The organism is Cytophaga hutchinsonii ATCC 33406, assembly GCF_000014145.1.
GTDB classification, from domain to species: domain Bacteria; phylum Bacteroidota; class Bacteroidia; order Cytophagales; family Cytophagaceae; genus Cytophaga; species Cytophaga hutchinsonii.
Genome location: NC_008255.1, coordinates 4,166,079 through 4,179,328, shown reverse-complemented (window position 1 = coordinate 4,179,328; position 13,250 = coordinate 4,166,079). Strand labels below are relative to the sequence as shown.

Here is a 13,250-nt window from a genome sequence, read left to right as displayed (position 1 = left end):
GTGGCAGGTTGTGAAAATACGTATAAAAAAACGGTCGCTCCATAATATGGAGCGACCGTTATCGGATATTCATTCCGGCGATTATACTGCTGAATGTTTTATTTTATGCAGATATATATTTGACACTACTAAAATTGCCAGCAATATAATCGGCATGGTTATTCCTTTTGTATCATCAATCGCTACGTGTGTGATGGCAGCGGCAATCAAATTAATCCCGAAACCTGCATACGCCCATTCCTTAACGCGTGTTGGTATTTGAGGAATCAGCAATACCAGTGCGCCAAGCAATTTTGCTGTACCAAGCTCTACTCTGAAATAATCCGGGAAACCCATAAATTTAAAGCCTTCCACAATTTTAGGGTCTGTAAAATACATGAATCCGCTCATTAGCATCATGGCACCGAAAATACCTGTTGCTACCCAGTAAATAATTTTATCCTTTTTCATACTCGTTTATTTTTTCATTTGATTGATGCTGCAATTTACGTAAATTTGATTACCAAAAGTAAGCAGTTACCAAAAAGTAAGCACAATAAATTATGGTAGTTAAACACAGTCACAAAGAATGCGGTTCGGCCTTATTGGCTGTCCGGGATGCACTTGATGTCGTAAGCGGAAAATGGAAACTCCAGATCATTATTTCAATCCGTACCGGTAACCATCGTTTCAGAGAAATTGAACGCAGCATTCCTAAAATTTCTTCAAAGGTTTTAGCAAAAGAATTAAAAGACCTGGAAGAACATGAACTGATCAAACGCACGGTGTATGATGATTCGCCTGTGCTGGTAGAGTACACGATTGAGCCCTATGCAGATACGTTGGATGATGTGATCAATGCATTATACGAGTGGGGTATCCAGCACCGTAAGAAAATTTTAAAAAAATAACGTACGTTTTTATGTGGAAACAAACGTTGCGTATACATTTGAAAAATTTCTGTTATTAAGATCCTCTTTATGAATGCCGATGTGAATCCAGGAATCGGTGTGCCCGTGGCTATCCAGAATAGTTGTATACACAAGCTCAAAATCTTTTAAAATCTGCTCCGCTTTATTCGCCGCTTCACCTTCAGATGCTTCAACCCTTTTCCAGTCAAGCACACCATCAGCATCTACATAACCAAGGTGCTGATATGCCCAGCCCCACAATGCCTGCATATCGGGTACACCGCCTATTGTCTGGCTGCCAAACTGCCCGACAATCTCTGCTATCAAACCATATTGCAGATCGATAATCTTGTACACATCTTCTTCGGGAACGTCAATTCCGTCAAAAATATACGATTGGTTTTCATGTATGCTATAGGTTTGAATCGGAATCAGCTTATAGGCATCTTTCTCCGGCAGTGAACCTGCCGTATCAGACAAATCAATCATAGGTATATACAATACTTTAAACTGGCCCCGTTTTTCAGGAAAAGCAGTTGGCTCTTCTTCAACATCCATAAAAACATACAGCATCCCTTCATGCGGAAAATTCTCAAGGGGGCTGAGATCTTTGCAGTTGATCTGAGCAAGCAGTTTCAAGGGACGATTTTCGTATACCGGCACTTTATCGGCAGTAATAAAATGTGGGGAACCACCATATTTTGTGTCACCCAGCGAAGCTTCTATCTTGCCATCTCCGTCAAATTCAATACATACAGCAAGGTTGTTATTTATAAGCTCTGCTACCTTTTTGCTCAACGTAGCTTTCACTTTTGCCTTGATCTTATCTTCTATTGATTTCTTTCCCCAGAACATAATTAAATATGATAAAATGAATTTTGACTGATTTCCCTGTCCGAATCTAATAATTATTTGCTTAAATTTTTTATTCTGAATATCGAAAATACTACCGCTTATAAATATAGTATTTACTATTTTTATAATATTTTATTTTGAATTAATAAGTTTAACAGATTATAATAATCTGTAAAATGTATTTTTTTGATATATGCCAAATAAAATTTTGTTAAATAAATTTGGGTTTTTCAATTCCACCAGATACATTTGTTTCAACATTCGGGTTCAAGGAACGTAAACGAATGGTACTTAAGCTACTTTTTATCTGTTAGCAGAAAAGAAACCAAGTCATTTAAAAAATTCATTCACCCCTAACGCTTACCCATATGATATGAACATTACAAAGCTGTTTCTTAATCTATACTAAATCTATATAGATTATATAAATAATTATTCATCTTAACATCCGGAGTCAAAAAACATTTACATAAACCCTGATTATATTCTGTTGCATACGGGATACGCCTCTCAGTTAAGTAACGTGGCAAAAACCACTGCATGTTTTACAATTTAAATCTTCGTTTTCACTTATGGTAGCTATAAAAAACTTCAGCATTAAAATAAAAGATAAAGAACCGGTATTTACATTAGGAGAAAAACTGACGCAAGAGCAGCTGGACTTCTTTGAAACGCATGGATATATACATTTCAAAAATTTTCTTAACCCTGAAACAGTGCCTGCAGTTATAAAAGCACTCGAAGATGTACAGGAACAGTGGATTGCGGAAAACAGAGAAAAAGTTAATGGTGTACCGATAAAGTACGGCGTTGATCTGGATGGTAAAAAAATTGTTCAGCGCTTTGCTTTTGCTTCACTGTTCAGCAACGTACTGCATGAACTATTAAAAGATCCCAGATTAAAAGCGTTATATCCACTCCTGCAAGCTAAAGACGAACGCATTGGTGAATTTGAAAAAGATGGTCTGGTGGTAAACCATTATATAAACAGCGATGCTAGCAGCTTTACAAAAATGGGCTGGCATACCGATTGTTTACGTGATGTGTTTTACGGTAAAAAAATTATGCCTATGTTGAATGTAGGTATACATCTTGACAACTACGATCCGAAAAATGGCGGTCTGCGTATTATTCCGGGTACACACAAACAGGATCTGCTTAATCTGCTGTTCAGAAAAAAATATTATGTAAGTCATAAGCCTGATCCGGATGAGATCGGTTTTAATATAACAGCTGGTGATTTAACCGTACACGACGGAAGATCGTGGCATCGCGTGGAGCGCTCGCCAATTACTGGTGAAGCCAGCAGAAGACGGGTAATGTATATTCCATTTATCGGCGGTGAATACCAGCCTAAAGATGAGAACAGTTCTACACAACTGTACCAAAGACTTTCAAAATTTGTACGTTAACACATTACCCCATACATGACCTATGCACTCATAACGGGGGCAAGCAAAGGAATAGGGAAATCAATAGCAGAGGAGCTTGCAGCTAAGGGCAAAAATCTGTTATTGGTTTCTCGTTCTGAAGAAACCCTCAACGAATTACGTTTATCACTTATACAGCGCTATAATGTTCATGTAGCGTATTTAGCCATTGATCTGTCTGCAGCCGAGGCGCCACAACTTGTTTCAAACTGGTGCACATCAAATAACTACAGCATTGATGTGCTTGTTAATAATGCCGGTTATGGACTTTGGGGGCCTTTTGAAAAAGTTTCTCTTGAAAGCCACCAGGAAATGCTGCAGCTGAACATGCTTACGGTTGTACAGCTTACTTATGCATTATTACCTGAGTTAAAAAAACATGCTTCTTCCTATATTCTGAATGTTGCAAGTACTGCCGCTTATCAGGCCGTGCCTACACTCAGTTTGTATGCTGCAAGTAAATCGTTTGTCTTGCTGTTTACAAGAGGCATCCGGCTTGAGCTTGAAGGTACAGGCGTCTCCGTAAGTTGTTTATGCCCCGGACCAACATCTACTGATTTTGTTACACGCGCAGGTATGAGTTTGGCAATCCAGAAAAAATCTGATACTTTCAGTATGACTTCCGAAGCCGTGGCACGTATTGGTGTGCGCGGTATGTATAACCATAAGGCAGAAATTATTCCGGGACTGTTAAATAAAATTATTGTTGCTGCTACGGCATGGCTGCCAAAATATGTAACCGAAAAAATTGCAAACGATCTGTACAAAAAATGAGAATACGCTCTTTATTAATTATCCTTACAATAGGTTTATTACTGGTAAATGCAATTTGTGTTTCCGCGCTTGGTCAAACGAGTGAAAGCATTGCCCGCGGAGATGTGTATTTTGGTTTAATGCGCTACCGCGATGCGATTGCCTGGTATAAGCTGGATTCCACAAAGGCTGAGGCCCAATGGAAAATTGCCCGTGCATATGTTTGCTACGGGGACAACGCAGTGCCGGCAGAGAAAGAATATAATTTCAGAAATGCTGTACGTGCGGCAAATAAATGCATCGAACTGGAAGAAACCAATGCCAACGGCCACACCTGGCTTGCTGCGGCACTTGGCAATACAGCTATGTATGAAGGCAGTAAAACAAAAGTTCGTTTATGTACGCAAATAAAAAAAGAGTTGAACCGTGCAATAGCGTTGAACCCTAAAGATGATATTGCGTATTCTATTTTAGGTTCTTTTTACCGCGAGATAGGCAACATAAGCTGGCTTGAGAAACAGCTTGCCATGACATTTATCGGAAAGATTCCCGATGGAACATATGAAGATTCAGAAAAAGCTTTTGCTAAAGCCATTGCATTAAACCCCACGATCATGCGTCATTGGTATGAACAGGGTTTGCTTTACAAATACTGGAATAAAAACGAACAGGCGATTGCATCCTTTAATAAAGCCAAAGCATGCCCGGTATTTGTCTCCAGCGACAATAAAAGACTCGCAGCAATAGAGGTGTATTTAAAAAATCTTCAATAAGCGTGTAGGAGAAAATTCTATACATTTCAAATTATTACACTTATTTTAAAATTACTTGTATAAATCCCACACAACCTGTATTTCATACGGCAATTCCGATGCCCGTCGAACAAATTTGAATAATAAAGCATTAAACCGTACTTTTGAAGTTAGTACCTATTACAATTCGTTCGAATGAATATTCATTATTTTCAACATGTCCCTTTTGAGGGACTGGCTTGCATGGAAGATTGGGTTAGACGACCCAGCAATAAAGTTACTGCCACACGTTTCTATGAAGATGAGCGCATGCCGTTTGTAGAACTTTTTGATACGCTGATTGTGATGGGCGGACCAATGAGTGTGCACGATGAAAAAAAATATCCATGGCTGGTTCAGGAAAAACAATTAATTAAAAAAGCGATTGAACGCGGCAAAAAAGTAATTGGGATCTGCCTCGGTGCCCAGCTGATTGCCGAAGTATTAGGCGCAACAGTTTCTAAAAACACCTACAGAGAAATCGGCTGGATGCCTGTTACAAAAACGACTGCGGCTAAAACAGTTGGTTTGTTTTCAGACCTTCCGGATACAATGAATGTATTTCACTGGCACGGGGAAACATTTAACATGCCTGAAGGCGCTACACACCTTCTTTCTTCTGAAGCGTGTGTGAACCAGGCTTTCTTGTACGGAGACAACGTACTGGCCTTGCAGTTCCATATGGAAATGACACACGATGCCATTAAACTTATCAGCGAATATTGCCAGGATGAATTAATTGAAGGTCCTTATATTCATAAGGAAGACACCTTTTACAACGACGACAATACTGTTAAGGCCAATCAATGGATGTATCAACTATTAAATAAGTTTACTCAATCTTAATTTTCTGCTCATGAAAAAAATTTTACTTCTTGCTTTTGTTGTTTGTTTCTGCACCGCAGCCTCTGCGCAGGTAACCTTGACACAACTTCCTAAAACTCCTTTAGAATATTTTGGCTATGAAGTTACCAGTCCTGCATTAAAAGCAGGTTATACAAAACGCACCCAATACTTCGGGCAAAAACCTTTTGTTCTTGAAATCGGTTCGGTCGTTTTGCGTAAATATGCTGATTTGCCTATTTATGACATGTTCAGCGAAAAGTCTGAGTTCTTCAGTTATGTGGAAAGTAAAACAACCGTATCAAGAAAAACCGGATATGTTGCCTACACGCTTGAAGTGCGATCAAGTGATTCCGGTCCGTATGCAGTCTATGCAAAAGATACCTTCTTCCTTTCAGGTACAACTATTACGTCCATCAGTGAAACTATTTATGATACAGAAGACAATACAGTTGACACGTATGCACAGTATGATGTAACTTATCATTCGAATGGAAAAGTTGAGCGCATCAAATTAAAAGATATATACAGCGGATCTGACTTGTTTTTTGCAGGTGTTTCCGTTGTTTACAATGCAAACAATACCTTAAAAACCGATACCTTATTTAAATTTGGGTATGATGGTCTGGGAAACAGAAAAGTCAACGTTTCCATTTACCAGGATCATTTTTATAAAAGTTCAAACGCGCTTAAAATAGATTCCACTTTTTATAGCCAAATAGGTTCTAATCCGGTTCTGAATACAAAATTTTCTTATACACTGAATACAAACAGTGAAATAACAGAAGCAATAGGCGCCAGCTATAATTCATCTAATGGCAAGTATGAAAATAATTTCTATTATGATTTTGGTCAGGAGCCAAGTTTAGGCATCCTTTCTCAGACAACCGTTTCAACGGTTACATTATATCCTAATCCGGTTCAGGATCTGATTCATATTCCTGCAGATTGTTCTTTCCAATCCTGGTCTATCACTTCTATAACAGGCTTAGCTATTAAGAATGGCACAAATACAGACCTGAACAAAATAACTGTTGCTGATCTTGAAGCCGGCGTTTACGTGTTAACACTGACAGGTAACGGACAAGCCTGGACGGGCAAGTTTATAAAATAGTCTTTTTTACGTTCCTGTTAAAAGCGTCTCTGATAATAATCAGAGACGCTTTTTTATATTTTCATTGTGTATCGTCCTGAAATAAGTTGACACAAAATAGTCAAACTTATGGAAAAGACAGGAAAAAGAGTTTATGTAAAGCGGACTCAAAAAGATTACAGTTTAGCCTTTAAACTACAATTAGTAGATGAAGTAGAAAAAGGGGACTTAACCTACAAGCAGGCACAATTGAAATATGGTATCCAGGGAAGAAGTACCGTATTGACTTGGTTACGAAAACATGGTAGATTGGATTGGAAAGAATCTGACCAGATGAAAAAGAAGGCCCCCAATAAGCAAATCAAAGAACTGGAGCGTAAACTAAAACGCCTGGAAGCCGAGAAAGAAATTCTCAATGCCGCTATTGACATAGCAGATGAGCTGTTTGATACAGAAATCAGAAAAAAGTATTTGCCCCTCTCAGAAGCCGCTTTCAAAGAGAAGGGGAACAAAGAAGATTTATCACAGTAAAAGGTATAGCTTCAACGTTAGGTTATAGTCGTCAGTATTTATACAAAATGCTCAAGCAGGAGTTGATACTCATTGACAGAAGAAAGGCTATCAAACAACTGGTAGATACACAAAGAAAGCAGCTTCCTAGATTAGGAGGAAAAAAGACTTACCATATTATAAAGCCGTTTATTGATCAGGCAGAACTCAAAGTTGGCCGGGATAAACTCTTCTCAATATTAAGGTTTTATGATATGCTTATTAAGCCCAGGCGCAGATATATTCAAACAACGATGTCTAAGCATTGGCTCAGGAAATATCCCAATATAGTGAAAGGGCTCATCATACATAGACCTGAGCAGGTATGGGTTAGTGACATCACATACATAAAAACAGATGAAGGAAACTGCTATTTAAATATGGTCACTGATGCCTACAGCAGAAAAATAATGGGCTACTCTATAGCAGACTCTATGGATACAGAATCCATGATAAAAGCGTTTGAAATGGGATTGAAAAATAGAAAGTATCCTGATTCAAAATTGATTCATCATTCTGACAGAGGGCTTCAGTATTGCAGTAAAGAATATGTAGCATTGTCAAATAGCAATGGAGTAAGCATAAGTATGACCGAACAATCTGACCCTTATGAAAATGCGTTAGCTGAAAGGATGAATAGAACGCTCAAAGAAGAATTTGGATTAGGTCAAAAAATAATAACCAGACAAGTAGCAAAAGAGCTTACTGAGCAAGCAATACAATTATATAATAACGTAAGACCTCATTTATCATTAAAAATGAAAACGCCAGAAATGGTGCATTAAACAAAAATCCCAGTTACTTTTGATAACTGGGATTAGTATTAAAATCTGTCAACCTATTTCAGGACGATTCATTGTTCCTGTTTTTTTCCGGATTTGATAGATACTTTAGAGATACAAACATTGACCGTATGAAAAAGCAACTGTTGAGCCACGTATTCTTTTTATTCTTTATGTGGTTAGCTGCTGCTTTAACAAATAAAAGCGCTGCACAAATAAGCCCGCCGGGCTTAGGCGCATCCAATACCGCCTCGTGGTTTGCTTTTGGCGTGAGACAATCTCTGGATTCCTCAAACAAAATTCAATCGTTCAGTTATGTCGGCATAGGCAGAATAAGCGGTCCGCAATCTGAAAATCCTTTTAAACTACAGGATATCTTTGTTTTGAATCAGGAATTCTATCACAAGTTTCACAAACACTGGCAGTATTCGCTGGCAGTGAGTTACAGAAATCAGGATGAATATGGAGAAGGAAAGTCATTCAACGCAATCTCTCCTGCACACAAGCAGGAAATACGCTTATACGGCCGAGGTATGTATGAATTGAAAATGCACAATTTAAAATTTGTGGCAACGTACAGGCAGGAGTTTCGTTCTTTTTTTGATCCGCACTTTGAACCTGAGGACAGCCGGTATCAATTACGTTCGCGGTTCCGCTTGCAGGCAGCGCTAACGCTGGACGAAGCAAAAGTACACCGCTTAACGGCAAGTATAGAAGCATTGCTGTCAACAACACAATCCACCGTGCCCGAAAATCACTGGTCGCCTTTTACGTACAAAGAAACGCGGCTGTGTTTTTATTATTCCATTGACCCTGAAAATTCTTCCTTTATCTACAGCATTGGCTACATGAACGATCTCATCGGCAAGGAGGATATAAAAAGCGTAAGCTACATTGCCCTGGATGTTATTTGGGAAAACCCTTTCAAAGCATTTAAACGCGAGGTGTTGAAACCAATTGAATAATTTTTTATCTGCTCGTTATTCGTGCAGGCGCATTTTTTCATTTCTCTTATACTATTCGTATTTTGTAGATTACTTACAACGTATTTATGGCTAAAGTAAAATCGTCCTATTTCTGTCAAAGCTGTGGTGCCCAATCACCCAAATGGGTCGGCCGCTGTGCTTCCTGTGGAGAATGGAATACCTATGTAGAAGAAATTATTCAGAAAGAAGATAAAACTTCGTGGAACAGCAGCTCTGCTAAAATTGCTCAGCGCCCGCGTCACCTCAAAGAAATTACATACAGTCAGGAACAGCGGATCATTACACCCGACGGGGAACTGAACCGTGTTTTAGGCGGAGGCATTGTGCCGGGTTCCATTGTTCTGATTGGCGGAGAGCCGGGTATTGGCAAATCAACCCTGATGCTCCAGGTTGCATTAAAACTTTCAACCGTTAAAGTATTATATGTTTCGGGAGAAGAAAGCGAACAGCAGATTAAGATGCGCGCCGAACGTATTGAAGTTCCCTCAGATGCCTGTTATATTTTAACCGAAACATCTACGCAGAATATCTTTAAGCAGATTGAAATGCTGCAGCCTGAAGTATTGATCATCGATTCAATTCAGACACTGCATTCTGCTTTTATAGAATCTGCTGCGGGCAGTATCTCTCAGGTACGTGAATGTACCGCAGAGTTGTTGAAATATGCGAAAGAAAGCGGTACACCTGTTTTCCTCATCGGGCATATTACGAAAGAAGGCACACTGGCCGGACCAAAAGTACTGGAACATATGGTTGATACCGTATTGCAGTTTGAAGGTGATCAGCATCTGTCGTATCGCATCCTTCGTACAACAAAAAACCGTTTTGGTTCTACCTCTGAACTGGGTATCTATCAAATGTCGGGAGAAGGCTTACGTGAAGTAACTAATCCATCAGAAATATTATTATCGCAACGCGACGAAGCGATCAGCGGTATTGCAATTGGTGCAACACTTGAAGGCAACAGGCCGCTGCTGATAGAAATACAGTCGCTGGTAAGTGCTGCAACGTACGGTACACCGCAACGGAGCAGTACAGGTTTTGATTCAAAACGATTGAACATGCTGCTTGCTGTATTGGAGAAACGCGGCGGCATGCGCTTTGGCGCCCAGGATGTATTCCTGAATATTGCCGGTGGTTTAAAGGTAGAAGATCCCGCACTGGACATGGCTGTGTGTGTAAGTCTGGTTTCTTCTTTTCACGATGCCATTATCCCGGCAGATATCTGCTTTGCCGGTGAAGTTGGTTTGGGCGGTGAGATCCGTGCCGTAAACAGGATTGAACAACGTATCTCTGAGGCTGAAAAGCTGGGCTTTAAGCATATCTTTATTTCTAAATACAATATGAAAAGCCTGGACCCAAAACGGTTCACGATACAACTGCATGAGGTAGCACGTCTGGGAGAAGTGTTTGATAATATTCTGCAAAGCTAAATGAAACTCAAAGAGGAATTGCTGAAAGAACACAGTTTAATTCACGCACAGAAAATCAGTATTTGGGCGGTGGAATCAAAATCAAATCTAAAGCAGCTGATGGACGCTTTTTTTAGTAAAGAAAAGCTTGTTGTTCAGCGCGCTTCCTGGTCTGCAAGCAAGGCCTATGAATTAAAGCCTCAATGGTTTGAAGCATATATTCCACACTTGATTGCCTGTTTAGATAAACCAATCCATGGAAGTGTGCGTAGAAACAGTTTACGGATCCTGCAGACCATGGACATTCCGGAATCGTACAGCGGAAAATTAATTGATACGCTGTTTGCTCTTTTAGCAGATTCAAAAACAGAAAGTGCTGTAAAGGCTTTCGGAATGACTGTTGCGTATAACATCATACAGCATTACCCGGAATTGAAAAGCGAACTGAAAATTATTATCGAAGATCAATTGCCGTTTGCTGCACCAAGTTTTAAAAGCAGGGCAAAAAAAATAATTAACAACTTATAAATGGACTTACTTTCGGAAATTATACGTGAACTGCATTCTATAGAAGTGCCTTTAATAAAACTTTGTCTGTCGTTGCTGCTGGGCGCTTTAATCGGAGCTGAGCGCGAATATAAAAGTAAAGTGGCCGGTTTCAGAACAATTATTCTTATCACGCTGGGCTCTACATTATTTACGCTTGTTTCTGTTGCTTTAATGGGCCAGGGCGATCCTACACGTATTGCTTCTACCATTGTTACTGGTATCGGTTTTCTGGGTGCAGGTGTTATTTATCGGGAAACCGGAACAATTAAAGGCATTACAACAGCAGCCGTTATCTGGGCCGCGGCTGCAATCGGCATGATGGTTGGTTTTGGATTATTTGCCATATCCATTATTTCTGTTATCCTGATCTTAATTATTCTTCTCTCTTTCTCCTGGCTGCAACGGTATATTGACCGTACGAACCGGGAAAAAGTTTACCGCATACACCTGGTTAACAATCCGGAGCATATTCAAACTATGAAGCAGAATATTAAGTCTTTCAAGCTTAGTCCGAAGATTATTAATCAAGGGAAGCGCAAAGGTTTGATCTATGTTGTTATTGAAGTAGAAGGCCCCGTAAAGTTTCACAACAATTTCATGAAGTCTTTATATGAATCTGATTTTGTTGAATCATTTGAAGTATAGTTGCACGCTTTAAAAAATCAAGGCGTCGCGTCAAATGAAATGCGACGCCTTGATTTTTTGTTTCAGTGTTCGCCTGATTTATTTCAAATCTATTTTTCCTATTTTATATTCACCCGGCAGATAACCCAAAAGGATAACCTGGTTGTCCGACACCTGCGTTGCAAACTTTGGCCTTGTTGCAATACCTTTTCCCTTATTCGGCGCACGCATTAATACACTCTTTTTAAGCTCGCCGGAAGTACTTATAGAGATTAACGCAAGCTGAGATTTCTGCGGGTTCCTTGTACGCAGCTGCCTGGAAGTAATTGCTGTTCCGTTATCCGGATTGTCGTTATAAAAAATATAAACCATATCATTGTATTGAAACACGCCTATAGATGAATAAAAGCCGCCATCATTTGTTGTGACCTGATATTTAGGAATGTTTGAGGACCAAACCCGATCACCGTCTGAACCAAATTTAGTAACCATTACGTTATTGTAGTAGTAATAATAGGTTGTGCGTGTTATTGTACCTCCGTTTGCCGTTGTTGATGTTGTTGTTACTGCATGCATATAATATTGTTCGCTAACCATAACAAGCTCTTCGTTTTCATTTACAAAAATATCTCTGATGTCGTAACTGTATAAATGTGTGTTTGCATTGGATTTCTTTTTCGACGCTTCCCGGTCATGAATATCGTCAATGGCTTTTCCAAAAACCACGGCCAGAAAAGCATCATCAAACGGCCGCTCCTTCGCATATACAATCTTCTTGTTAAGAAGATCAATTTTAGAAATGATTGTTCCTTTTAATGAATTAACGCTCCTCTCTGCATAAAAACCCGGTACATACATAAAGCGTGATTCTTTGTCAATGATCAGCTTGATCTCTGCAATCAGATAATTACCCACCCGCATGTCATACTCCTGAAAGGTTTTTGTTGCCGGGTAATAGGATAAAATATAATAGTTAAAATCAATCTTGTCGTCATTTCTTTTATTTCCTGTTTCTTCATTCCTCAAATTGACACTATAAACCATGTGAATGTTGCCGGCATTATCAACAATATAATCCATGATATAGGTATTCAAACCTGCATAGGGCAGCTCAACAAAGGATTGGCTTTTTTGTAAAAAATTTTCGTCGATTATTTTATAGTGAAATTTTTCCTTTTCTGTATTTTTTTCTTTGAAATTAGAGAAGATAAGAATTGTTTCTTTATTATCAGATAATGCAAGTCCGTAATCGACCGACCTTCGGGATGCAAGATTTGTAAATGAATTTACTTCATATAGTTTGGGATCAATTTTTCCGTCTTTAGAAATATACGAAGCAAACAATTTTTTTGTATCCGATTTGCTATTATATAGGCTCGTAAATACAATGATTTTATTTTTAGTAACCAAGACAGCTTCAAATACCGTTTTCTCCCTTTTAGTCAAGTATATTTCCATCTCAATGGACCACACCCGATTCATATTGTTGTCGAATTTCTCCAGCCAAACATCACCCATAGATTTAAGGATGTAAAACCCTGTTTCATCTTTACCCAACACATCTGTTGGCGTTGCTCCCCTGATATTTTTAACCGATGTGCCCCACTGCAATGCTACTTCCTGAGCCTTTAAAAATGGGATGTTACACATAAGAGCTGTAACAAATAATAAATGCGTTATGAATTTCATGGCA

At 39.1% G+C, this 13,250-nt stretch carries 15 protein-coding genes; 12 read left to right on the top strand and 3 right to left on the bottom strand.

Going from position 1 to position 13,250, the window contains the following annotated elements; translation table 11 throughout:
- Window positions 1-81: 81 nt before the first annotated feature.
- Window positions 82-450, bottom strand: a complete 369-nt coding sequence (locus tag CHU_RS17600) for a DoxX family protein (protein WP_011586963.1) — start codon at window positions 448-450, stop codon at window positions 82-84.
- Between the two features lie 92 nt (window positions 451-542).
- On the opposite strand from CHU_RS17600, the gene CHU_RS17595 reads away from it, so the two are divergent.
- The gene (locus CHU_RS17595) at window positions 543-890 is read left to right on the top strand and encodes a winged helix-turn-helix transcriptional regulator (protein WP_011586962.1); all 348 of its coding nucleotides are present in this window, start codon (window positions 543-545) and stop codon (window positions 888-890) included.
- Window positions 891-899: 9 nt separating this feature from the next.
- On the opposite strand, the gene CHU_RS17590 is transcribed toward CHU_RS17595, so the two are convergent.
- On the bottom strand, window positions 900-1,745 hold the full coding sequence (locus CHU_RS17590; protein WP_011586961.1) for a DUF1963 domain-containing protein: 846 nt from the start codon (window positions 1,743-1,745) through the stop codon (window positions 900-902).
- A 572-nt stretch (window positions 1,746-2,317) separates the two neighbouring features.
- Here CHU_RS17590 and CHU_RS17585 point away from each other — a divergent pair.
- From CHU_RS17585 to CHU_RS17535, 11 genes are all read left to right on the top strand, one after another.
- The gene (locus CHU_RS17585; RefSeq protein WP_011586960.1) at window positions 2,318-3,157 is read left to right on the top strand and encodes a phytanoyl-CoA dioxygenase family protein; all 840 of its coding nucleotides are present in this window, start codon (window positions 2,318-2,320) and stop codon (window positions 3,155-3,157) included.
- Between the two features lie 15 nt (window positions 3,158-3,172).
- The gene (locus CHU_RS17580; RefSeq protein ID WP_011586959.1) at window positions 3,173-3,949 is read left to right on the top strand and encodes an SDR family NAD(P)-dependent oxidoreductase; all 777 of its coding nucleotides are present in this window, start codon (window positions 3,173-3,175) and stop codon (window positions 3,947-3,949) included.
- On the top strand, window positions 3,946-4,701 hold the full coding sequence (locus tag CHU_RS17575; protein ID WP_041932481.1) for a tetratricopeptide repeat protein: 756 nt from the start codon (window positions 3,946-3,948) through the stop codon (window positions 4,699-4,701). Before CHU_RS17580 ends, CHU_RS17575 begins: the two co-directional genes overlap by 4 nt.
- Window positions 4,702-4,923: 222 nt before the next feature.
- The gene (locus CHU_RS17570; RefSeq protein ID WP_202944120.1) at window positions 4,924-5,565 is read left to right on the top strand and encodes a type 1 glutamine amidotransferase; all 642 of its coding nucleotides are present in this window, start codon (window positions 4,924-4,926) and stop codon (window positions 5,563-5,565) included.
- A gap of 10 nt (window positions 5,566-5,575) precedes the next feature.
- Window positions 5,576-6,676, top strand: a complete 1,101-nt coding sequence (locus CHU_RS17565) for a T9SS type A sorting domain-containing protein (RefSeq protein ID WP_011586956.1) — start codon at window positions 5,576-5,578, stop codon at window positions 6,674-6,676.
- A 108-nt stretch (window positions 6,677-6,784) separates the two neighbouring features.
- Window positions 6,785-7,186, top strand: coding sequence for an IS3 family transposase (locus CHU_RS19905; protein ID WP_011585551.1), 402 nt, complete (start codon window positions 6,785-6,787; stop codon window positions 7,184-7,186).
- Window positions 7,177-7,989 carry an IS3 family transposase gene (locus tag CHU_RS17555; protein ID WP_148206040.1) on the top strand — a complete coding sequence of 271 codons (813 nt, stop codon included), beginning with the start codon at window positions 7,177-7,179 and terminating at the stop codon, window positions 7,987-7,989. Before CHU_RS19905 ends, CHU_RS17555 begins: the two co-directional genes overlap by 10 nt.
- Before the next feature lie 128 nt (window positions 7,990-8,117).
- Window positions 8,118-8,951, top strand: coding sequence for a DUF2490 domain-containing protein (locus CHU_RS17550; protein WP_238379309.1), 834 nt, complete (start codon window positions 8,118-8,120; stop codon window positions 8,949-8,951).
- A gap of 86 nt (window positions 8,952-9,037) precedes the next feature.
- Window positions 9,038-10,405 carry a DNA repair protein RadA gene (radA, locus tag CHU_RS17545; RefSeq protein WP_011586954.1) on the top strand — a complete coding sequence of 456 codons (1,368 nt, stop codon included), beginning with the start codon at window positions 9,038-9,040 and terminating at the stop codon, window positions 10,403-10,405.
- Window positions 10,406-10,912: a hypothetical protein gene (locus CHU_RS17540; protein WP_011586953.1), complete on the top strand. Its 507-nt coding sequence runs from the start codon at window positions 10,406-10,408 to the stop codon at window positions 10,910-10,912. It begins immediately after the preceding gene.
- On the top strand, window positions 10,913-11,578 hold the full coding sequence (locus tag CHU_RS17535; RefSeq protein WP_011586952.1) for an MgtC/SapB family protein: 666 nt from the start codon (window positions 10,913-10,915) through the stop codon (window positions 11,576-11,578).
- Between the two features lie 78 nt (window positions 11,579-11,656).
- On the opposite strand, the gene CHU_RS17530 is transcribed toward CHU_RS17535, so the two are convergent.
- Entirely contained in the window at window positions 11,657-13,246 is a 1,590-nt protein-coding gene (locus CHU_RS17530) for a hypothetical protein (RefSeq protein WP_011586951.1), read from the bottom strand.
- Window positions 13,247-13,250 lie beyond the last annotated feature (4 nt).

Bases quoted from the DNA above. Each gene is read 5' to 3' on its own strand.
- CHU_RS17600 (WP_011586963.1), bottom strand. From the start codon at position 450: ATGAAAAAGGATAAAATTATTTACTGGGTAGCAACAGGTATTTTCGGT.
- CHU_RS17595 (WP_011586962.1), top strand. From the start codon at position 543: ATGGTAGTTAAACACAGTCACAAAGAATGCGGTTCGGCCTTATTGGCT.
- CHU_RS17590 (WP_011586961.1), bottom strand. From the start codon at position 1,745: ATGTTCTGGGGAAAGAAATCAATAGAAGATAAGATCAAGGCAAAAGTG.
- CHU_RS17585 (WP_011586960.1), top strand. From the start codon at position 2,318: ATGGTAGCTATAAAAAACTTCAGCATTAAAATAAAAGATAAAGAACCG.
- CHU_RS17580 (WP_011586959.1), top strand. From the start codon at position 3,173: ATGACCTATGCACTCATAACGGGGGCAAGCAAAGGAATAGGGAAATCA.
- CHU_RS17575 (WP_041932481.1), top strand. From the start codon at position 3,946: ATGAGAATACGCTCTTTATTAATTATCCTTACAATAGGTTTATTACTG.
- CHU_RS17570 (WP_202944120.1), top strand. From the start codon at position 4,924: ATGGAAGATTGGGTTAGACGACCCAGCAATAAAGTTACTGCCACACGT.
- CHU_RS17565 (WP_011586956.1), top strand. From the start codon at position 5,576: ATGAAAAAAATTTTACTTCTTGCTTTTGTTGTTTGTTTCTGCACCGCA.
- CHU_RS19905 (WP_011585551.1), top strand. From the start codon at position 6,785: ATGGAAAAGACAGGAAAAAGAGTTTATGTAAAGCGGACTCAAAAAGAT.
- CHU_RS17550 (WP_238379309.1), top strand. From the start codon at position 8,118: ATGAAAAAGCAACTGTTGAGCCACGTATTCTTTTTATTCTTTATGTGG.
- radA (WP_011586954.1), top strand. From the start codon at position 9,038: ATGGCTAAAGTAAAATCGTCCTATTTCTGTCAAAGCTGTGGTGCCCAA.
- CHU_RS17540 (WP_011586953.1), top strand. From the start codon at position 10,406: ATGAAACTCAAAGAGGAATTGCTGAAAGAACACAGTTTAATTCACGCA.
- CHU_RS17535 (WP_011586952.1), top strand. From the start codon at position 10,913: ATGGACTTACTTTCGGAAATTATACGTGAACTGCATTCTATAGAAGTG.
- CHU_RS17530 (WP_011586951.1), bottom strand. From the start codon at position 13,246: ATGAAATTCATAACGCATTTATTATTTGTTACAGCTCTTATGTGTAAC.